The organism is Rhizobium sp. WSM1328 (assembly GCF_057653715.1).
Genome location: NZ_CM172788.1, coordinates 2644735 through 2663998, shown reverse-complemented (window position 1 = coordinate 2663998; position 19264 = coordinate 2644735). Strand labels below are relative to the sequence as shown.

Annotated in this window: 22 protein-coding genes and 1 riboswitch; of the genes, 12 read left to right on the top strand and 10 right to left on the bottom strand. The window is 63.3% G+C overall.

Annotated elements, in window-relative coordinates; all coding sequences use genetic code 11:
• Positions 1-9 precede the first annotated feature (9 nt).
• Complete coding sequence (locus AC2444_RS13595) at positions 10-855, top strand: alpha/beta fold hydrolase (RefSeq protein WP_012758133.1); 846 nt, start codon at positions 10-12, stop codon at positions 853-855.
• A 64-nt stretch (positions 856-919) separates the two neighbouring features.
• Positions 920-1690, top strand: a complete 771-nt coding sequence (locus tag AC2444_RS13590) for an SDR family oxidoreductase (protein ID WP_012758132.1) — start codon at positions 920-922, stop codon at positions 1688-1690.
• 67 nt (positions 1691-1757) lie between these two features.
• Here the strand turns inward: AC2444_RS13590 and AC2444_RS13585 are convergent, their stop codons facing one another.
• The gene (locus AC2444_RS13585) at positions 1758-2192 is read right to left on the bottom strand and encodes a 6,7-dimethyl-8-ribityllumazine synthase (RefSeq protein WP_012758131.1); all 435 of its coding nucleotides are present in this window, start codon (positions 2190-2192) and stop codon (positions 1758-1760) included.
• Positions 2193-2270: 78 nt separating this feature from the next.
• Positions 2271-2413: riboswitch (FMN riboswitch) on the bottom strand.
• 239 nt (positions 2414-2652) lie between these two features.
• Here AC2444_RS13585 and AC2444_RS13580 point away from each other — a divergent pair.
• Both AC2444_RS13580 and AC2444_RS13575 read left to right on the top strand, forming a co-directional pair.
• The gene (locus AC2444_RS13580; RefSeq protein ID WP_128450391.1) at positions 2653-3099 is read left to right on the top strand and encodes an SRPBCC family protein; all 447 of its coding nucleotides are present in this window, start codon (positions 2653-2655) and stop codon (positions 3097-3099) included.
• A 185-nt stretch (positions 3100-3284) separates the two neighbouring features.
• Positions 3285-3593, top strand: coding sequence for a GCG_CRPN prefix-to-repeats domain-containing protein (locus AC2444_RS13575; protein ID WP_012758129.1), 309 nt, complete (start codon positions 3285-3287; stop codon positions 3591-3593).
• 115 nt (positions 3594-3708) lie between these two features.
• On the opposite strand, the gene AC2444_RS13570 is transcribed toward AC2444_RS13575, so the two are convergent.
• Positions 3709-3933 carry a hypothetical protein gene (locus tag AC2444_RS13570; protein ID WP_012758128.1) on the bottom strand — a complete coding sequence of 75 codons (225 nt, stop codon included), beginning with the start codon at positions 3931-3933 and terminating at the stop codon, positions 3709-3711.
• 283 nt (positions 3934-4216) lie between these two features.
• On the opposite strand from AC2444_RS13570, the gene AC2444_RS13565 reads away from it, so the two are divergent.
• From AC2444_RS13565 to AC2444_RS13555, 3 genes are all read left to right on the top strand, one after another.
• A complete protein-coding gene (locus AC2444_RS13565; protein ID WP_012758127.1) occupies positions 4217-5320 on the top strand; it encodes an adenylate/guanylate cyclase domain-containing protein in 1104 nt (367 codons plus the stop codon).
• Between the two features lie 73 nt (positions 5321-5393).
• Positions 5394-6038 carry a winged helix-turn-helix domain-containing protein gene (locus AC2444_RS13560; RefSeq protein ID WP_012758126.1) on the top strand — a complete coding sequence of 215 codons (645 nt, stop codon included), beginning with the start codon at positions 5394-5396 and terminating at the stop codon, positions 6036-6038.
• Entirely contained in the window at positions 6035-7279 is a 1245-nt protein-coding gene (locus AC2444_RS13555) for an MFS transporter (protein WP_012758125.1), read from the top strand. The genes AC2444_RS13560 and AC2444_RS13555 overlap by 4 nt, the downstream gene beginning before the upstream one ends.
• Here AC2444_RS13555 and AC2444_RS13550 read toward each other — a convergent pair.
• A complete protein-coding gene (locus tag AC2444_RS13550) occupies positions 7266-8198 on the bottom strand; it encodes a LysR family transcriptional regulator (protein ID WP_012758124.1) in 933 nt (310 codons plus the stop codon). The two genes, AC2444_RS13555 and AC2444_RS13550, sit on opposite strands and share 14 nt — an antisense overlap.
• 224 nt (positions 8199-8422) lie before the next feature.
• Positions 8423-9346, bottom strand: a complete 924-nt coding sequence (locus tag AC2444_RS13545) for a phytanoyl-CoA dioxygenase family protein (RefSeq protein ID WP_012758123.1) — start codon at positions 9344-9346, stop codon at positions 8423-8425.
• Between the two features lie 97 nt (positions 9347-9443).
• Between AC2444_RS13545 and AC2444_RS13540 the strand changes: the two genes are divergently transcribed.
• Positions 9444-10268, top strand: a complete 825-nt coding sequence (locus tag AC2444_RS13540; RefSeq protein ID WP_012758122.1) for a helix-turn-helix transcriptional regulator — start codon at positions 9444-9446, stop codon at positions 10266-10268.
• A 24-nt stretch (positions 10269-10292) separates the two neighbouring features.
• On the opposite strand, the gene AC2444_RS13535 is transcribed toward AC2444_RS13540, so the two are convergent.
• Together AC2444_RS13535 and AC2444_RS13530 are read right to left on the bottom strand one after the other, a co-directional pair.
• On the bottom strand, positions 10293-11315 hold the full coding sequence (locus tag AC2444_RS13535; protein ID WP_012758121.1) for an LLM class flavin-dependent oxidoreductase: 1023 nt from the start codon (positions 11313-11315) through the stop codon (positions 10293-10295).
• A 169-nt stretch (positions 11316-11484) separates the two neighbouring features.
• Entirely contained in the window at positions 11485-12147 is a 663-nt protein-coding gene (locus AC2444_RS13530) for an RNA ligase family protein (protein ID WP_244432223.1), read from the bottom strand.
• A 240-nt stretch (positions 12148-12387) separates the two neighbouring features.
• Between AC2444_RS13530 and AC2444_RS13525 the strand changes: the two genes are divergently transcribed.
• The gene (locus tag AC2444_RS13525) at positions 12388-13029 is read left to right on the top strand and encodes a metallophosphoesterase family protein (protein ID WP_012758119.1); all 642 of its coding nucleotides are present in this window, start codon (positions 12388-12390) and stop codon (positions 13027-13029) included.
• A gap of 183 nt (positions 13030-13212) precedes the next feature.
• On the opposite strand, the gene AC2444_RS13520 is transcribed toward AC2444_RS13525, so the two are convergent.
• Positions 13213-13572 (bottom strand): hypothetical protein, encoded by a 360-nt coding sequence (locus AC2444_RS13520; protein ID WP_012758118.1) that lies wholly within the window; start codon positions 13570-13572, stop codon positions 13213-13215.
• 5 nt (positions 13573-13577) lie between these two features.
• A complete protein-coding gene (locus AC2444_RS13515; RefSeq protein WP_012758117.1) occupies positions 13578-14375 on the bottom strand; it encodes a DUF899 domain-containing protein in 798 nt (265 codons plus the stop codon).
• Positions 14376-14494: 119 nt separating this feature from the next.
• Here AC2444_RS13515 and AC2444_RS13510 point away from each other — a divergent pair, with 119 nt between their 5' ends.
• From AC2444_RS13510 to AC2444_RS13500, 3 genes are all read left to right on the top strand, one after another.
• The gene (locus AC2444_RS13510; RefSeq protein ID WP_012758116.1) at positions 14495-15715 is read left to right on the top strand and encodes a hypothetical protein; all 1221 of its coding nucleotides are present in this window, start codon (positions 14495-14497) and stop codon (positions 15713-15715) included.
• 49 nt (positions 15716-15764) lie between these two features.
• Positions 15765-16421: a Vgb family protein gene (locus tag AC2444_RS13505; protein ID WP_012758115.1), complete on the top strand. Its 657-nt coding sequence runs from the start codon at positions 15765-15767 to the stop codon at positions 16419-16421.
• Between the two features lie 217 nt (positions 16422-16638).
• Positions 16639-17553 carry a phosphotriesterase family protein gene (locus AC2444_RS13500; protein ID WP_012758114.1) on the top strand — a complete coding sequence of 305 codons (915 nt, stop codon included), beginning with the start codon at positions 16639-16641 and terminating at the stop codon, positions 17551-17553.
• A 67-nt stretch (positions 17554-17620) separates the two neighbouring features.
• Here the strand turns inward: AC2444_RS13500 and AC2444_RS13495 are convergent, their stop codons facing one another.
• Both AC2444_RS13495 and AC2444_RS13490 read right to left on the bottom strand, forming a co-directional pair.
• Positions 17621-18493: a TraB/GumN family protein gene (locus AC2444_RS13495; protein ID WP_012758113.1), complete on the bottom strand. Its 873-nt coding sequence runs from the start codon at positions 18491-18493 to the stop codon at positions 17621-17623.
• A 154-nt stretch (positions 18494-18647) separates the two neighbouring features.
• Positions 18648-19184 (bottom strand): GNAT family N-acetyltransferase, encoded by a 537-nt coding sequence (locus AC2444_RS13490; protein ID WP_012758112.1) that lies wholly within the window; start codon positions 19182-19184, stop codon positions 18648-18650.
• Positions 19185-19264: the final 80 nt, after the last annotated feature.

Here is a 19264-nt window from a genome sequence, read left to right as displayed (position 1 = left end):
GAGACTGTCATGTCCACCATCAGATACCGCACCGCCGACGTCGACGGCTTCAACATCTTCTATCGCGAGGCCGGTTCGCCGGATGCTCCGAAGCTGCTCCTGCTGCACGGCTTTCCGAGCGCCGGCCACATGTTCCGCGACCTGATGCCGCTGCTCTCCGATCGCTTCCACATCGTCGCGCCCGATCTTCCGGGCTTCGGACGATCCGACCTGCCGGCACGCGGCGCCACTTTCGACGGGATCGCCACGACCATCGATCGTTTCACCGAAGTCGTCGGCTTCGATCGTTACGCCGTCTATGTGTTCGACTACGGCGCGCCGACCGGCTTCCGGCTGGCCGTGAAACATCCTGACCGGATCATGGCGATCATCTCGCAGAACGGCAACGCCTATGTCGAGGGCCTGAGCGAGGGCTGGAACCCGATCCGGGCCTATTGGGAGGATGCGTCCGAGGAGAACCGCAATGCGCTGAAGGCGATGCTGCAGCCGGAAACGACGGTCTGGCAATATACGCATGGGGTTGCCGATCCGACGACGGTTTCGCCCGACGGCTATTCGCTCGACAATTTCTATCTGGCGCGGCCCGGCGTCGAGGACATACAGCTCGACCTCTTCGGCGACTACAAGAGCAATGTCGCGCTCTATCCTGCCTTTCAGGATTATTTCCGCACCCACAAGCCGCCGTTCCTGGCCGTGTGGGGCAAGAACGATCCGTTCTTCCTGCCGCCCGGCGCCGAGGCGTTCAAGCGCGATAATCCCAATGCGGTCGTCCGCTTCCTCGACACCGGCCACTTCGCGCTGGAAACGCATGCCGCAGAGATCGCGGCTGCGATCCGCGATTTTCTGGCCCGCTGAGAGCAGAACCAGGCGCTGCCCGCCGGAAGGGCGGGCGGTCGCCCAAGCCAACAGGAGAGACGACATGTCTGATACAGTTGCCATCATCACCGGCGCCAGCCAGGGTATCGGCCAGGCGACGGCGCAGCGCCTCGCGCGCGATTTTTCCGCGCTGGTGCTGGTCGCCCGCAACCGCGCCAATCTTGAGGAGACCGCGCAGGCGGTGAGGGCGGGCGGCGCGCAAGCCCTCGTCATCGGCGCCGACCTCGCCGAGCCGGAAGCGGCGCAGGCCGTGGTCGATCAGGCGCTTGGCGCCTTTGGCCGCATCGATGCGCTGCTCAACATCGCCGGCGGTGTGCCGCAGATCGATCTTTTCGAGATGACCGATGCGCAGTGGGAAGACGGGCTGGCGCTAAAGCTGCACGGCGCGAGGCGCCTGACGGTTGCGGCATGGCCGGCGCTGAGAGAGGCGAAGGGCTCCGTCGTCTTGATGTCGGGCAATTCGGCGGTGTTTCCGAAGGCGCCGTATGCGGCGGTCGGTACCATCAATGCTGCCATCGTCGCACTCGCCAAGGCCTTTTCCGATCGCGGCATCACCGATGGCGTGCAGGTCAACAGCGTGCTGCCCGGTCCCGTCATGACCGGCCGGCGCCGCTCCTATCTTGAGCACTGGGCGCCGCTGCACGGTGTGAGCGTGGAGGAGGCGACCGCGCATTTCCCCGAGCAGGCGGGCATCGCCCGCTACGGCGAGCCGGAGGAAATCGCCGAACTGATGGCCTTCCTGGTGTCGCCGGGTGCCCGCTGGATGACCGGCTCGGCGCTACGCATGGATGGCGGCGAGGTGAAGTCGATCTGATGCGGTCGACGGCGGGAGTGCACCGCCGTCTTCATCTCCTGCGTTCCTCTATTCGTCGAACCGCTGACTACGCGGCAAGAGCGGCGCGCGTTTTGCCGATCGTCAGAGCCGCTTTTGCTGCTTCGCGGCCTTTCTCGACGAAGTGCGCGCGGTAGATCTGCTTGTGGTGCTCGGTTTCTTGATACTGATGCGGCGTCAGTGAGACCGACAGTACCGGCACGCCCGTATCCATGCCGGCGCGCATCAGCCCATCGACGACGGCCTGGGCGACGAATTCGTGGCGGTAGATTCCGCCGTCGACGACGAAGGCGGCGGCAATGACCGCGCAGTAACGTCCGGTTGCCGCAAGATCGCGGGAAAGCAGCGGCATCTCGAATGCGCCGGGGACGTCGAACACGTCGACCTGCTCGGGCGGAATAAGCTGATGGAAGCCATGAAGGGCGCGGTCGACGATGTCGGCGTGCCAACTGGCTTTGACGAAGGCGTAGCGGGTGGGTGTCACGGTAATCTCCTTTGGCGAACAGACACATCACCCAAGGCGATCACGAACGTTCCCGACAGCCGCAAGGGCGGCAGGAACGCACGTTCTCTTTCATCCGGACTATGACCGTCGGCTCAGGCATCTCACCTGATCTGCTGACCCTTCCTAAGAAGGCGCTCGCGGGCTCGCAATCGAAATTGCATACCGCCGGTAGGGACTTGCACCCCGCCCTGAGAACGGCGCGGACAATAGGGGGAAGGCGGCGGGCTGGCAATAGGTCGATATGCTTTCGCGGCCGGAGCTGGATCAGGCTCCCCAAGCGGCGATTTCGCTCGTTCGCCGATGGCGGCGGGCAATCCCTCTTGCGAAGGAGGAGCTTGCGCCTACATGCTCTCTGTGAGGACATCCACGTCAGAAGCACGACAAGACAGGACGCGCTGTCTCCGCCTGGGCGAGGCCGTGACAACCATGGGAGAGAGTGATGCCAGAATCTTTCGTCGTTCACCGCGAGGCGCATATTGCGGCGCCGCCGGCCGCGGTGTTTGCGCTGATGACCGATCCGGAGAAGATCCTGCGCTGGATGGGAACGGAAGCGCAGGTCGAGCCGCAGCCCGGCGGGCTCTATCTCGTCAACGTCACCGGCGCCCGCTTTGCGCGCGGCTCGTTTCGTGAGGTGGTGCCGGTTCATCGCCTTGCCTACAGCTTCGGCTGGGACGGCAGCGAAGCGGTGCCGCCGGGGTCGAGCCTGGTCGAGATCGACCTGATCGAACAGGAGGGCGGAACGCTGTTGCGGCTCACTCATAGCGGCCTGCCCAGCGCCGATCAATTCGCCGGCCATGCGGAAGGCTGGGCGCATTACCTGGGGCGCCTGACCGAAGTCGCCGCCGGGCGGGATCCGGGTCCCGACGCTTTTTACGGCCGGACATGAACAAATTTGCCGGCAGCGGGGCGTCTCTGATGCGCTTGCGGTTGTGACAACAACGGTCGGCGAGCGCCCAAGCGGGTCGTGCGGAAGCGCTTCTTTTGCTACCGCAAACATGAACGCGCAGTTCATCTCCAGTTCAATTTAGCGGTCCTAATCTGCGGACGGCTGGATTGAAAATGGAGTTCACGATGAAGGCACTTTCTATCGCGGCTGCCTTGCTTGCCGGCAGCCTCTCGATCGGTACCGCGGAGGCAATGCCGATGGGGACAATCAATGTCCAGAGCAGTGTCACAAAGGTCGACTACGCCTGCGGTCGCGGCTGGCATCTGACGCGCTGGGGCGAATGCCGGCGAAGCTGGAGACGCCCGCCGCCGGTAGCTTTCTACGGTGGTCCGCCCCGCTGGGGCTGGGAGCGGCGTCACCGCGATTGGGATGGCTCGCGCTGGCGCCATGAGCGGCGCTGGGATCGCGACCGGCGTTGGCGGGATAATGACTAAAAGTCTCGCTTAGATGTAAATGGACGAAGGCCGGAGCGATTTTCGCCCGGCCTTTTCTCATGAAAAAGCGTCGCCGACGCTGACAGCCAGCGTTCTCCCGATTTACCCGAGAGGGTCAGATCCTGCTGACGAGCCAGTGCTTGTCGTCGATCAATTCCTCGAGCTCGACGGGATCCTTGACGCCGAATTCGAACCATTCGACGAGTTCCTTTGCCTTGCGGCTGCTCTCTTCCGCCGTCAGCTCGACCTGATACCTTTCGCACCATCGCCGAAGGATCGACGTCAGCACCGTCATGTCATTCCCATCCAGCGGATCTTTCGGCCAGAATACCGTGCCCATCGTACCCCTCAATCACACGATGACGAACGGCCCTATAATGGAATCAAAGTCGCGCGAGTTTAAAGTGTTTATTTTTTGTTTTCCACCGCGTCGAAGGGTTTTCGACAGGGGAGTGGACGTCCTTTGGGGCGACAGCTTGAGTCTATGGGAATCTCTTCACGGACACCCGCGGGGTGTCCTGATGGACGTGCGAACGTCGGCTTGTCGCACCCAGGGATGACCGCCAGCGGTCACCCCGAGGGATATCCTTGCGGACGTCCCGGCGAGCGTGCGATGTTAAGCCATGGATCTGCCATCTCCCCTTGCCTGGCTGGTTGACGAGGCCGGGGCCTCGCCTGGTCCCGAACGGTTTCTGGCCGAGCTCGGGCGCCGGTTGCTGGCCGATGGCCTGCCGATTTCCGGCGGCGCGCTGACACTTTCGGTGCCGCATCCGATCATCGCGCGGCGCACCTGGCTGTGGCGAGCCGAGACCGATGCTGTCATCGAGGCTTTGGCCTTTGCCGCGGCGCCGCAGAGCGAGGCTGGGCGCGAGTGGCTGGCTGGGCTCGGACCGGTATGGGAGGAGAGAATCGGGCCTTCGCAGGATAGTCCGATACTCGGCTGGGCGGGTATCGCCAACGGGGCAGGGGGCAGCGCATTCGGCCCGACCGAGGCTGGCCTGCTGCGCGAAGTCGCGCGTTTTTCCGTAGCCCCGCTCGCCGCTTTGGCGGCGCGGGAGGCGCGGGCCGCGCTGCTTGAAGCCTATCTCGGCCGGCGCAGCGCCGCCCGGGTGCAGGCCGGCGCGCTTGCCCGCGGCACTGGCGAGACCATCCGCGCAGCCCTTCTCTGCGCCGATCTGCGCGACTTCACCGCGCTCTCCGAGGTGACCGAGCCTCACGTGATGATCGCCGCATTGGACGCCTGGTTCGACCGTGTCGCAGGCGCCGTGCATGCCTTCGGGGGCGAGGTGCTGAAGTTCATCGGCGACGGCGTGCTGGCGATCTTTCCGGTCACGGCTACGTCGAGCGAGGGCGACACAGGCCGAGGGGATCGCGAGGCTTGCGAGGCAGCGTTGCGCGCGGTCACCGCCAGCCGCGCCGGCATGGCCCATCTCGATCAAGTTCGCCAGGCGCAGGGGCTAGCGCCGCTGCCCTTCGGCGCAGCACTGCACTTCGGCGAGATCCTGTGGGGGAATATTGGTGCTGCCGACCGGCTGGACTTCACCGCTATCGGCTCCGCCGTCAATCTGGTCAGCCGGCTGGAAGGGCTGTGCAAGCCGCTCAGCCGAAGCGTGTTGATCTCGGGCGCGGTGGCGGCGAATACGGCGACGGCGCTGATGCCGCTCGGCGAGCACACCTTGCGCGGCATCGCCGACCCTTGCGCGGTCTTCACCCTGCTTGAGGATTGAGCTGCGGACAGGGCACTTGCACTTACGCAAAGAAAGCTTTGCAAAGATGTCTTTGTAATAGTAGGCTTCCGGCATGAAAGACCCGCGCCCGCAGCCTGCTCAATCCGTCACCGCACCCCGCACCCTCAGCCGCGTCGTGCCCGATCCCACCGCGCTGAAGGCGCTGACGCATCCTGTCCGGCTGCGCATGCTCGGCATGCTCAGGGTCGATGGACCCGCCACGGCGACGCAACTGGCAGTGCGGCTCGGGCTGAATAGCGGCGCGACCAGCTATCACCTACGCCAGCTCGCCCAATACGGCTTCATCGAGGAAGCGCCGCATGCTTCGCGGCGCGACCGCTGGTGGCGCGCCAGCCACGAGCTCACCTCGGTGCCGGCAAGCGAGGCCGAGGGTGAAGCGCTTGATCTCGACCTCGCCTTCAACCAGGCGATACTCTCTCTGCAGGTCGGTCAGATGCAGCAGGCGCTGGAGGAATATGCCGAGCTGCCGGCGGAATGGCGCAAGGCGAGCACGGCCAGCGACATCATCATCCCGATGACGGCGGAACAGGCCGAAGCCCTGACCAAGCGGCTGACCGATACCATTCTCGAAGCGATACGGGTGGCTCCGCCTTTGGGGGAGCTGGCACCCCCGGATATGGTTCCCTTCTCGATCATGCTGCACGCCTTTCCCTATCCGGGCCGGCTCCCGCATCGCGAGGAAGATGATGGGTCATGAGGAAGGGTGGGCCATTCCTGGCGCTTGCCGCGGCCGAGACGCTTTCGCTTTCCGGCACGCGGCTGTCGACCATCGCTATTCCCTGGTTGGTGCTGAGCGCGACCGGCAGCCCCGTTTTAACCGGGCTGACAGCGATGATGGAGATGCTCCCCTATGTCGCCGCCAAGGCGCTCAGTGGGCCGCTGATCGACCGCGTCGGCCCGAAACGCATCGCTGTCGTCTGCGACACCGCCTCGGTGGCCGTGGTGATGCTGGTGCCGCTGCTCGATTGGCTCGGCCTGCTTGATATGTCGCTGCTGCTGCCTGTCGTCTTTGCCATGGGTGTGCTGCGCGGTCCATCCGATGCTGCCAAACAGGCGATGGTGCCTGATATTGCCGAATTGGCGGCGGTGCCGCTCGAGCGGGTGACAGGCCTCGTTGGTGCCATCGAGCGGCTGGCCTCGACGGCGGGTGCGGCCGGCGCCGGCGCGCTGATCGGCCTGATCGGCCCGGGCCAAGCGCTGGTGGTCAATGCCGTCACCTTCGCCGCCGCTGCGCTGATTGTGGGAGTAGGCATCCCCGGATTGCGGCGCGTCCCCGAGCTGCGCTGCATGCCCGAGGCCCGGCCGGGCGGGATGTCCTCCTATCTCGGCGATCTCAGGGAAGGCTGGCGCTTTCTGCGCGGCGACGCGGTGCTCGTCAGCATTGTCATCATGGTGGCGACCACTAACCTGCTGGACCAGGCTTATCACGCGGTGCTGCTGCCCGTCTGGACGCGGAGCTCAGGCCATGGCCCGGAATTGCTGGGGGCGATGTTTTCGGCCTTCACCGGCGCCTCGATCGCGGGTGCTGCGATTGCCGCTGCGATCGGCGAGCGGATGCCGCGCCTGATGGTTTATACCGTGGCCTTCCTGCTGACCGGATTTCCGCGCTTTCTCGTTATTGCGCTGGATGCGCCACTCCCCATCATCTTCCTCACCCTGGCAATCGCAGGATTTGCCTCGGGCTTCCTCAATCCGATCCTGTCGGCGGTGATCTTCGAGCGCATCCCCAAGCCGCTGACCGGCCGCGTCACCGCGATGAACGCCGCCCTCTGCTTCGCGCTCATCCCCTTCGGCGGCCTCGTCGGCGGCGCCCTGATCAGCACGATCGGCCTCGCCGCGGCGCTCTCGCTCACCGGGCTCGCCTATCTCGCCGCAACCCTCTTTCCCCTGGCGCTGAAGAGCTTCCGCGGCTTCGACAAGCCTATCACCCAGACCTAGCGTCGCGGTTGCGTGCCTCGCTCTGGTCTCCAAGCTCCTCGACCATCAGATCGATGAAGCGTCGGACACGCGGTTCCAGCAGGCGCTTGTCGGGATAGAGCGTGACGATCTTTACGTCGTCGGTTTCGAGGTCGGGCAGGATCTGCCGGAGGCGGCCGGTGACGAGATCGTCGGCGACGAGAAAATCGGGAAGCAGCGCGATGCCCAGTCCCGCCAGGGCGGCGTCGCGGATCGCCTCTGCGCTGTCGAGCCTCAAGCGGCTGCGGTCCTGCGCCTTGATCCAGGAACCGCCTTCCCCGCGAAAGCGCCAGCCCTGCCTTTGATTGCGGCCGGCGAAGATCAGGCAGTCATGGACCGCGAGATCGTCGATATCGCGGGGCTCGCCGCGCTCGGCAAGGTAGGCCGACGAGGCGCAGAGCCGTGCCTTATAGGTGGCGATCACGCGTGAGACCAGGCGGGTGTCCGTCGCCGTCGCGCCGATCCGGATCGCCAGATCGAAGCCTTCCTCGACGATGTCGGCCAGGCGATCGGTGAAGCTCACTTCGACCTGGATGTCGGGCCAGGCCTGAAGATATTTTTCAAGCAAAGGCAGCACGACAAGCCGCCCGAAGGCATCGGGAACGGTCAGCCGGAGAACGCCTCGCGGCGTGCTGTTCTGCCCCGCAACGCTCGCCTCCGCCTCGTCGACCAATGCAAGGATCTGCAGCCCGCGCTCGTAAAACATCCGGCCTTCGTCGGTTAGGTTCAACGTTCTCGTCGTGCGGTTGAGCAGACGCGCGCCGAGCCGGTCTTCCAGGCGGATGACAGCCTTGCCTGCCGCTGAACGCGACAGGCCCATGGTTTGGCCGCCGGCGATAAAGCTTCCGGCATCGACGACGGCCATGAAGATCAGGATATCGTTCAGGTTCGTACGCGGCATCAGGCAACTCGAGCGGTTCGGCTACGGCATAACTCGGTCAGTCATGCGACCGATTCAAGGTTCGGAGCATCAACGTCCAACACGGCAGTAAGGTCCGAGCACGTCGCTTCTGTATCGGCGGTCGGCGTTTCGCGCCTCGCTTTCCGCGTCAGCTGCGCGGTCGCCTATACCGGATGACATGCAGCCAGAGCCGGGGTTGTGCCGAATGAGGCAGTCGAACCAAGCTACAGCATATCGCCGAGGCTCCAATGGTTATTCCATCGGACGTCGATCTCGTCGTCGACATTCTGATACCTGATGTCGGTTGAGAGGCGCAGCCGCCGGCTGTGGTCCTGGTTGGTGGTCGAGGCGTGGATCATGTAGGGCGAGTGAAGCACCACGTCGCCGGCCTCATAATCGGCGGCGAGCCAGCGGGTGTCGAAGCGCTCCGCCATATCGGGCAGATCCTTCGAGATCCAGCCGCCTTCCGCCATGTGGCGGTTGTAGGCACTGATCCGCTCTTCCGCAGAAAGATCGCCGCTTGCTACCTGGAACTCGGTCTCCATCTTGACGCCCAGCGCGTGCGAGCCTTCGAGATACACCAGGCCGCCCATCTCGGCGGGGATGTCGCCGATCGGAATCCAGGCCGTCACCAGGCGGCTGGTGCCGCCGCGGAGATAGACGAGATCGTAGTGGGCGGGTGTGGCCGTCGGCGTTCCCGGCTGGACGAAACGCATGAGCTTGCGCTTGTGCAGATAGGAGATGCCCTGCAGGAAATCGTCCATGAAGCGGGCGAGCGGCGGTTGCGCACAGAAACCTTCATAGGCGGCTGAGCGGACGAGGGACATCAGGCGCCTGTCCCCAAGGCTCCTGTCGAAGCCGCCGGCAGACGCCATGCCCAGAGAAAAATCGCTGCCGGGATCGACCAGCCCGGTTTCGGCGAGATGTTCGAAAACCCAGCGGCGGAAGTCGATCACATCGGCCCGCGGCAGAAGGCCTTTCAGCCAGACATAGCCATCGTCCTGGTAGCGGCGGCGGATGGCGTCGATGCCGATGCCGGGATCGGTCGGCGCGAGCCAACCGATCCGCTCAACGGGCAAGGTTCTGCCGTTTGCGGCAAGAGGCAAATCCATCTTGCGAGCTTGTATGACCTCCGCAGCAATTGACATTTCACTCCTCCGTCGCTTGAGTTGACTTGCCATCAATTACCTGATCCGGCATACCAACCGACATAGAGGAAATTGATAGCTGGACTTTTCGCTCACCATGAGAGACGCCGAAGCCATCTATAGAACGCCGCTCGGCGCAGCCGGCGGACTGGCAGTCACCGGCAGCGGCAGGCAGCATGCCCGGCGTGCGGTGACGGACCGGAAACTGCCGAGTTTCGCCGTCGTGCTGGTGGAGCGAGGGCAGGGCTGGCTGGAAACGGCCGCCACCGGCCGCATGAGCCTGACCGGACCTGCATTGTTCTGGCTGTTTCCGAACCGCGTGCATTCCTATGGCCCCGACGAAGGCGGCTGGGACGAGCGCTGGGCGCTTTTCGAAGGGTCGTTCACGCGAGACTTCGTGAGGCTGAGGATCATGACCGAGCGACATCCGGTCGTCGCCCTGCATCATCTCGACGAGGTGATGCGGCTTTTCGGCAAACTTCATGCCGATCTGCTTGACGACACCAACCTCGGGCAGGCCTCGGCGGCATTGATGCTGCATCGCATCGTCATATCCGCCGCCAGACAGGCAAGCGGCGCGGCCGATCGACGCCAGGAAAGGCTAGATATGGCCGACATCGTGGAAACGCTACGGCGGCGGGCGATGCAACCGTTGGACCTTGCAGCCTTTGCCGCCGAGCATGGCATGTCTCCGGCCACGCTGCGCAGGCGGTTCACGCTCGAAACTGGACTGCCTCCCAAAGCATTTCAGCTTCGGGCGCGCATGGATCATGCCAAACAGCTATTGGCAACCACCGACGAAAAGATCGAAACGGTGGCCGCGATGATCGGCTTGGATGACCCGTTTTATTTTTCGCGGGCCTTTCACGAACGTGAGGGCTGCAGTCCTCGCGAGTTCCGTGCGAGGTATCCGCGGGTTTGAGAGCCCGGCAGCAATGACAGCGCGTCAGCGCCAACCCATCGCCGGCGCGACGTGGGTCAGGATCGCTTCGATGACGTGGGCGTTATATTCGACGCCGAGCTGGTTGGGCACGGTGAGCAGCAGCGTGTCAGCCTCGGCGATCGCCTCGTCTTCGGCGAGCTGCTTGATCAGGGCATCGGGTTCGGCCGCATAGCTCCGACCGAAGATCGCCCGGGTCTTCTCATCGATGAAGCCGATCTTGTCGCCCTCGTCGTTGCCGTAGCCGAAATAGGCGCGGTCGCGATCGTCGACCAGCGCGAAGATGCTGCGGCTGACCGAGACGCGCGGCTGGCGCGTGTGGCCGGCTTCTTTCCACGCCTCGCGATACGCCCGGATCTGGTCGGCCTGCTGGACGTGGAAGGGCTCTCCCGTCTCATCGTCCTTCAGCGTCGAACTCTGCAGGTTCATGCCGAGCTTGGCTGCCCAGACGGCGGTGGCATTCGAGCTCGCGCCCCACCAGATCCGCTCGCGCAGGCCTTCCGAATGCGGCTCGAGGCGCAAGAGGCCGGGCGGATTGGGAAACATCGGCCGCGGGTTCGGTTTGGCAAAACCTTCGCCGCGCAGCATTTCGAGGAAGACTTCGGCATGGTGGCGAGCCATGTCGGCCTCGCTCTGGCCTTCGGGCGGGGCATAGCCGAAATGGCGCCAGCCATCGATCACCTGTTCGGGCGAACCGCGGCTGATGCCGAGCTGCAGACGGCCGCCGGCGATGAGGTCGGCTGCACTGGCATCCTCGGCCATGTAGAGCGGGTTTTCGTAGCGCATGTCGATGACGGCAGTGCCGATCTCGATCCGATTGGTTCTAGCGCCAACGGCTGATAGCAGCGGGAAGGGCGCGGCCAGTTGGCGGGCAAAATGATGCACGCGAAAATACGCCCCGTCGGCGCCGAGCTCCTCGGCCGCCACCGCAAGGTCGATCGACTGCAGCAGCGCATCGCCGGCCGAGCGCGTCTGCGATTGGGGCGAGGGCGTCCAGTGCCCGAACGAGAGAAAACCGATCTTCTTCATGCTGATGCCGCACCTTGATCTGTTGTGTCTGGGGTCGATGGGTCATCGCACAGTTTTGGGCCGGAAGACAATCGGAACCGGAAGGGCACGGCGGATCTGCATGGGATCGGATCAGACGGAATGGCAGACCGAGTTGGCTTTGAATGTTCGGCCTCACAGCTCTCCTCCGTTAGGAATTTGCCAAGCGATTGGGGATGAGTTCCGACTGCATCCAATGCGTTTCACTCTGAATGTGGTTGTCGCGCACATACTTGCCCATCCGAACTGGCATTTCGGCTTCCAGGAACGCATCAGCGATCCGAACGACAAACCCCTCCTGCTTGGTCCTATCCAGCGATGCCGCAATATCCTCGAACAGGCCGGTTTTGTATGGCCCCCGATACAGAGTCGACACCGGAACGATGCTCAGTTCTTCGAAGCGAGCCAGAGTCAGATCCCAGGATTGAACTTTGCCGTCGATAATCCAAGCAAAGCCGAGGAAGTATGACGGAAGATCATCATAGCCGATCGAGTGCCGGGCATAGAGGTTCTCACCCACGATGCGTTCGCCATCTGCCAGTTGCGGACTGATGCCGGCAGCAAAAGCCTTAAGCCAATCGCGCGATGAATGGTAACGGCTATCGGGACTGCGGGCATGAGACCCGCCCCGATGAATGGTCGTGTTCTCACCATCCATTTTCTCGGTGATGACAAGATCGCCAATCACCAGCCCGTCAAGCTTCGCCATGACCTTATCGTCGCTTGTCGCTCCGGGCGAAATCGGCAGGTGGTAGGTTCGTCCGTATTTCTTCATGGTGATGAAGGCATAGCCGGTGGCGACCGTACTATGCAAGATCGCACCCGTCTACGGATCGGCATCTTCGGTGGTAGGTGCGATGATCATATTCGAACTCAAGCCAAATGAGAGCCAATGATCATAAACGCCGGAGAAAGAGTCGGTTTTCGCGATGGCGACTGGCTTTCGTTCGTTATGATGGGGCGGGCGGCGGGCGGTGCGAGCCTCGGCACAATGTCCTGGCGCGTCTTCTCATCCTTGGCCGCGGGCCGTCGCAGCAGCCGAGAGGGTTGAAACATGCGCTACACGTTCGCCATAGGTGATATCCACGGCTGTATCGATCCGCTGAACAGGATGATCGATCGGATCGAGGCTTATGCGTCTGAAGGGACCGTCGTCTTCGTTGGCGACTATGTCGATCGCGGGCCTGACAGCAAAAGTGTTCTCGACCGGATCATTGCCGGTCCATCGGACCCGTGGAGATGGATCTGCCTGAAAGGCAATCATGAGGACATGATGGTCGCTGCCTATGCCGACAGCGACAGCAGAGACGTATGGATCAGCAACGGCGGACTTGAAACCGAAATGTCCTATGACGGCAGGGTTCTGCCTCAGCATTTGCAATGGGCCGCCGATCGTCCGCTCATGCATGTTGATCGATATCGCATCTTTGTCCATGCCGGCGTTGTTCCGGAATTTCCGCTGGAACGGCAGACCAAGCGCGATCTTCTCTGGCTACGGTTCCCTCCCGGTGAGTCCAGCATCTATTGGGGCAAGCACCTGGTCCACGGCCATACGCCGTCGCTGTCCAACCCGGTGACAACTGGAAACCGCACCAACATCGACAGCGGCTGCGTCTTCGGCGGCAAGCTTTCCTGCGCGGTGTTCGATGACGAAATTGCCGGTGGGCCGATCGACTTTATCGAGGTGAGGGCGTGAACTTGGGTGTGTCGGCAGGGAGATAATACCGGAGGCTGAGCGGAGTGCTGCTTAGCGGGGAAGCTATCGCCCCGCCATGACTCGTCAGCAGAAAGTTTGGCGAGAATGCCATCCCAATCTCCGTCATTCCTGTGACGGGCACAGGAATGACGGAGGAGAGATGTGGCGGCATTTAGCACGTCACTAACGACTCAGGCCTCGCCAGCCGGCGGCGAGCCGCAGCCAGGGCGCCAGGTGGAAGCCGCTCATCAGCAGGTACATGGGCAGCATTCCGCCGATCGGGAAAGCATCCGGCGTCGTCATGCAGATCATGTCGGCGCTGCCGGTCGTGGCTGTCAGCACCGCCATGATCGCGAATGTCGGAGCGGCTGCGAGCGACAGCCAATCGGCTACGCGGCCGGCGATTTGGTCGCCTGGGCTAGCCATGCGACGGCTCGGCTTAGCAACTGATCCGTCTGCTGCGGCGGCCAGCGAGAGCCATTCGGCGGCGTTGAGAGCGGCGTTGCCGTCGGCTCTCTTTGGAGTGTGGGCGGAAAGCAGCATCGGCGTCACTCCTTGCCGTACCGGTCGTGGTGGCGCCACCAGATGCCGGTTTCGTTGCGACCCTTGGGGGTGCGGTCGAGCCATTGGTACATGCCCCATAACCCGTCCAGCCCGCGCGCATAGCTGGAATAGCTGTGGTAGACGGCGCCATCGATGAGCTCGAAGGCGCTGACACCCGGCCGGTCGCGGGTATAGGTTGGGACATCGGTGCCGGTCATGGCGGCGATCTGAGTGATCGGCGCCTCGCTGTCGCCCGGCTGCCATTCCTGGACAGTCCTGCCTGTGAGCGGTTCGGGGGCGGGCGGTTCACGGCGGTAATTATAGTCTACCTCGCCCTGGTGCTGCTGCTCGGCAGAGAACCAGACGCTGAAATCGCCGTTGAAATCGCTGCTGAAGGAGGAGGCCCAGGGAAAGCTCCAGTCCATCCGTCGCTTGAATGCTTCGAGCTTTGCGAGCGGCGCGCGCGAGACCGCCCAAAAGGCGACGTCGTGGTTTTCCAGGTGAACGAAGAAGCCGTTGAAGCCATCGGCGATCGAGGAGCAGGACGGGCATCCCGCGGTATAATCCGGCCCGAACATGAAGTGATAAACGAGCAGCTGCGAGCGCCCGCCGAAGAGGTCTTTCAGCGAGATGTTGCCGCCGTCGGTGTCGAAGCGATATTGTTTGTCGATCCTCACACGCGGCAATTGCTGGCGCTTGATCGCCAGCACGTCGCTCTGCCGGGTCAGTTCCTTTTCCTCTTCGAGCAGATCGAGGCGAGCCGCCAGCCATTGCTGCCGTGTTGCGTTCAGCTCTGTCGTCATGGGTCTTCTCCTTTGCCTGTCTCTCGTCGTAGCATCCGGCGCAGGCTTGCTTGCCGGTCGACGACAAATCTAAGGCCGGGTGGGGAAATGGTGGGAGTGACAAGTGTGACGGGATTTGAATGGACTCGCTGATCACGGCAGCGGCGCGGGCGCTGGCAGTGGGAGACGCGCTTGGCGCGCTGAAGCGGGTGGCGCTGCGCGACGATGCGCCGGCGCTGGCGCTGCGCGGCATTGCGATGGCGCAGCTCGGCGATCTCGTCCGCGCCAAGGCGCTGCTGAAGAGTGCGGCGCGTGCTTTCGGCCCGCGGGAGGCGGTGGCGCGAGCCCGCTGCGTGGTCGCCGAGGCCGAGATCGCACTGGTCTCGCGTGATCTCACCTGGCCGCCCAAAGCGCTGGAGGCGGCGCGCAAGGTGCTCGAAGCGCATGGCGACAGGGTCAATGCCGCCCATGCCAGGAATGTCGAGCTTCGCCGGCTGGTGCTGATCGGCCGGCTCGACGAGGCCGAGCGGGCGCTCGAAACACTCGACCCGACGCCACTGCCGCCGGCGGCAAGGGCCGCTCATGAGCTGGTGGTCACGGGCATCGCGATCCGGCGCCTGCAGACGAAAGCGGCGCGTGCGGCGCTTGACCGGGCGAGGCAGGCGGCGCGCGAGGCCGGTATGCCGATATTGACGGCGGAGGTGGAAAATGCCGCCCAGGTGCTCAGCGCGCCGGTGGCGCGGTTGATCTCGCGCTGGCGGGAAAGCCCGCTGCTGCTCGAGGAGGTGGAAGAGCTGCTGGGTTCGGGCACGCTCGTTGTCGATGCCTGCCGCCATGTCGTGCGCGACGATCAGCTTTCGGTGTCGCTGGCAACGCGGCCGGTGCTCTTCACGCTCGCCCGGACGCTTGCCGAAGCTTGGCCGGCGGATGTGGCACGCGGCACGCTCATCGCGCGCGCCTTCCGCGGCAAACATGCCGATGAATCGCATCGTGCCCGGCTGCGCGTCGAGATCGGCCGGCTGCGTGCCGAACTGCGGGGACTGGCGGAGGTCTCGGCGACGAAACGCGGCTTTGCGCTTTCGCCGCGGCGCGCCGGCGAGACTGCCGTGCTGGCGCCGCTCGTCGAAGGCCAGTATGGGGCGGTGCTTGCCTTTCTCGCCGATGGCGAGGCCTGGTCGAGCTCGGCGCTGGCGATCGCGCTCGGCGCCAGCCCGCGCACCGTGCAGCGGGCGCTGGATTCGCTTGCCGGGGAGGGCAAGGTGCAATCCTTCGGGCGCGGGCGGGCGCGGCGTTGGATGAGCCCGCCGCTGCCCGGTTTCCCGACGGTCTTGTTACTCCCGGGACCTTTGCCAAGCGATTAGTATGGCCTGACTGATGAAGATGGCCCGACGGGCAAACAGGATGGAAGAGATGAAAAAATCGGCAGCGAAGATCATCCGTGAATATGGACCCTTTCCCGGCGCCGAGCGCGTCAACGGCGTCACCTTCGATGGTGAGCACGTCTGGTTCGCCTCGGGCGACAGGCTGAACGCGCTCGATCCCGCAAGCGGCGAGGTGGTGCGCTCGATCGAGGTTGCGTCCCATGCCGGAACGGCTTTCGACGGCGAGTTCCTCTATCAGATCGCCGAGGATGTCATTCACAAGATCGATCCGAAGACCGGCCGCATCCTTTCCACCATCCCGGCGCCCGGCAATGGCGGCGATTCCGGCCTTGCTTGGGCCGAAGGCTCGCTCTGGGTCGGCCAGCACCGCGGCCGCAGGATACACCAGATCGACCCGGAAACCGGCAAGATCCTCCGCACCATCGAATCCAACCGCGTCGTGACAGGCGTCACCTGGGTCGACGGCCAGCTCTGGCACGGCACCTGGGAGGGCGATGACAGCGACGTCAGGCGCATCGATCCTGAAACCGGGGAGGTGCTGGAGCGGCTTGATATGCCCGAGGGTACCGGCGTCTCCGGCCTCGAATCCGACGGCGGCGACTGCTTCTTCTGCGGTGGCGGCGGCAGCGGCAAGATCCGCGCGATCAGCCGGCCGGCGCAGGGCAAGGAGGGGAAAGGGAAGTAGCCGATGCGACGCCGAAGAGGCCGATACGACATATCTCTCCCGGGCGACAGTCAGCTCGCCAGCAATTCGGGCGTCAAGTTGGAAGTCGATATCAAGGGGTCAAGTTGTTGGAATTTTAACCGAGTGGGAGATTGATTTCGGTACGTGACGAGCTACTTTCGCGGCAGTGTCGGTCGAGGTCTTTACGCAAAGCCGGTATGATCGCGGGGGAGAGATTTTGAAATATCTGCGCACCACGCTCGGGCCTAAGAGCAAATCCGAACTTGGGATGATCCTCCCGCACGAGCACGTTTTCGTCGACCTCAGGACGCCGGACCAGCCCGGTTATGCCGAGGCAGACATCGACGACGTCGTCCGTCTGATGGCCCCCGAAATCGAGCGGATCAAGAAGCTCGGGGTGACGGCACTGGTCGAATGCTCGACGGGCGGCGTTGGACGCCGTGCGGATATCGATCTTGCCGTGTCGCTCGCGACGGATTTTCCGATCGTCGTGCCCACCGGCAATTACCGTGAACCCTGGATTCCCGAATGGGTCCGCCAGGCTTCCGAGAAAGAGCTGGAGGCGTGGATGCTTCGCGAGCTGACGGAGCAGATCGACGAAACCGGGTTCCAGGCGGGCTGGATCAAGCTCAGCGCCGGCGATGACGGCATGACGGCGCTTGAGACGAAAATCCTGCGGGCAGCAGCACGCGCCGCGGCCCAGACGGACGCCGTCATCGGCAGTCATACGATCAGGGGACGGGTCGTCATGGACCAACTCGATGTCATCGAGGCGGAAGGCTACAAGGCCGACAGGTTCATCTCCATCCACACGCAGGAAGAAGCGGACTTCGCCCTTAATGTCGCCGTCGCTGAGCGAGGCGCCTGGATCGAATATGACCATGTCGGCCGGAGCGGGGACAACGAGGTGGCGGAGCTGGTGATCAAGGCGCTGGAGGCGGGCTGCGGCGATCGCTTGTTGTTGAGCCATGACCGCGGCTGGTTCGATCCGGCGCAGCCGATGGGCGGGATACCCAAACCGTATACGCATCTTTCCACGGTTTTGCTGCCCGAGTTGAAACGGCGGGGCATAGACGACGACACCCTGGTGCGCCTGACACACGACAATCCGTTCGAGGCTTTCGCCCGATAGGAGAGTGGCCGGGCGAAAGGAGCCTGGGCATTCATGTCGCGATCCCCGGAATTGCTCAAGACCGGGTTCAGCCGATTGCTGACACCTCTGCTCCGCGGGAGCGGAGTTCGCTGAGAATGCTGTAAGGACCGTTCAAAAGGCCTATCGGCAGGATGACGAAAGCGTTGGTGCCTGCCGGCAGATTTGTGATCCGCTCGATCAGAAGCGCGCGCAACTTGTCCGCATCGATGAGGTCGGTGGGCGTCACGATGCCTCTGGCGGTGATTTCCTCTCCGAGGCTTGCAATCTCACCACTTTTTCGAGCCTTGTACAGCTCGTCGAAATAGGCGCCGATCGGTCCGATCCGGCGGCGCAGCTCGAGAAGGTAGATGATCGAGGCGGGGCCGACCGAATTGACCGTTTCGAGCGTCAATGGCTTCTGCATGGCCTGCATTTCCCCGTCGGCGGCAAGCGTCTCCACATCGCGCCCGATCGATGCGCCATACTTCGCAAGCGCCAGGCCGATGCTCGGCGCGTCTGGGGCGAAGGCATGCTGTCCTTCGCCGATGAGGAGCAGGCTCGCCTCGAAACCGGAAAGCTTTGCGATCGCTCCCTTTGCCGGGGATGTCGAAAGGATTGTCTTGAACTCGTCCTGACCGGATGGCGTCAAACCTGACAAGACCGGCGTGATATCGCTGTTCTTGAACTTGGTAGTAGACAGGATAAGGCTGGGATTGACGTCGATCAGCACCTTCTTCGATTGATCGATCAGGCGTTTTCCCTCGGTAACGATGTCAGGAAAAGCGTCGGCGCGGATGCGCACGTAGCCAAAAAGTACATGGTCATTCGCGGGGGATTTGGCGCGCCAGAAGAGGGCGTTCTCCTCGTCTGCTGCGCGTGGCATCCCTGGTAGGAAAACTACGGCTGCAAGCGCTGCAAATTGCCGGCGGGTGAAGTGCATGGCTGCCTCCTCGCTGAGCCCGATGCATGGCGGCGCATTCGCATGGGACTAATCGCGTGAAAGAGCATTTGTTCCAACTCCCGGTGGAAATGATGAACATCCGGGGCACGGGAGTCAGCTGGACTCATTCAAAAATTCTCGGCGATACCTGGATCTATGCCGCGCCGCGCTCGTCGAACAAAAGCGCCATGCTGATCGCATCGATGAACCGACCGTCGATGCGTGCCGCATGTCGGACGATGCCTTCGCGGGCAAATTCCATCTTTTCGTAGAGAGCGATAGCACGGGCGTTGTCTTCATAAACATCGAGTTCAACCCTGGCAAACCCGCTTTTCTGCGCCGCTCTCAATGTGGTCTCGATCAACATGCGTCCGAGACCTTTGCCCCGATAAGCTGGAAGGATTCCCATTCCGAGGTTTCCGCGATGGGCGTGCGACGGGAAGAAATGCCGGCTGATATCGCACCAACCGACGACCTTGTCTTGAGCGGTGGCAACGAATTGCGGATTGCGTTTCGCAATCATGCCCATCACGAATTCACGCGTCTGCGGCAGCGGAGTCGCTTCCAGCATGGACAGGTATTTTTTCTCCCGCGCGACAACGTCGAGCGCATGATGAAAGCTGTCGATATGGGCGGTAGCGATCGGCTCGATCCTGATGCCTGAGGTGTCCGACGATGCTGCTGCATCCACGTGCTTCTCCTTCAACGATTGCGATGCCTATGGGGACCTGCCACAGACCTTCACGGGAGCGCATAATTCATGGTCCGTCA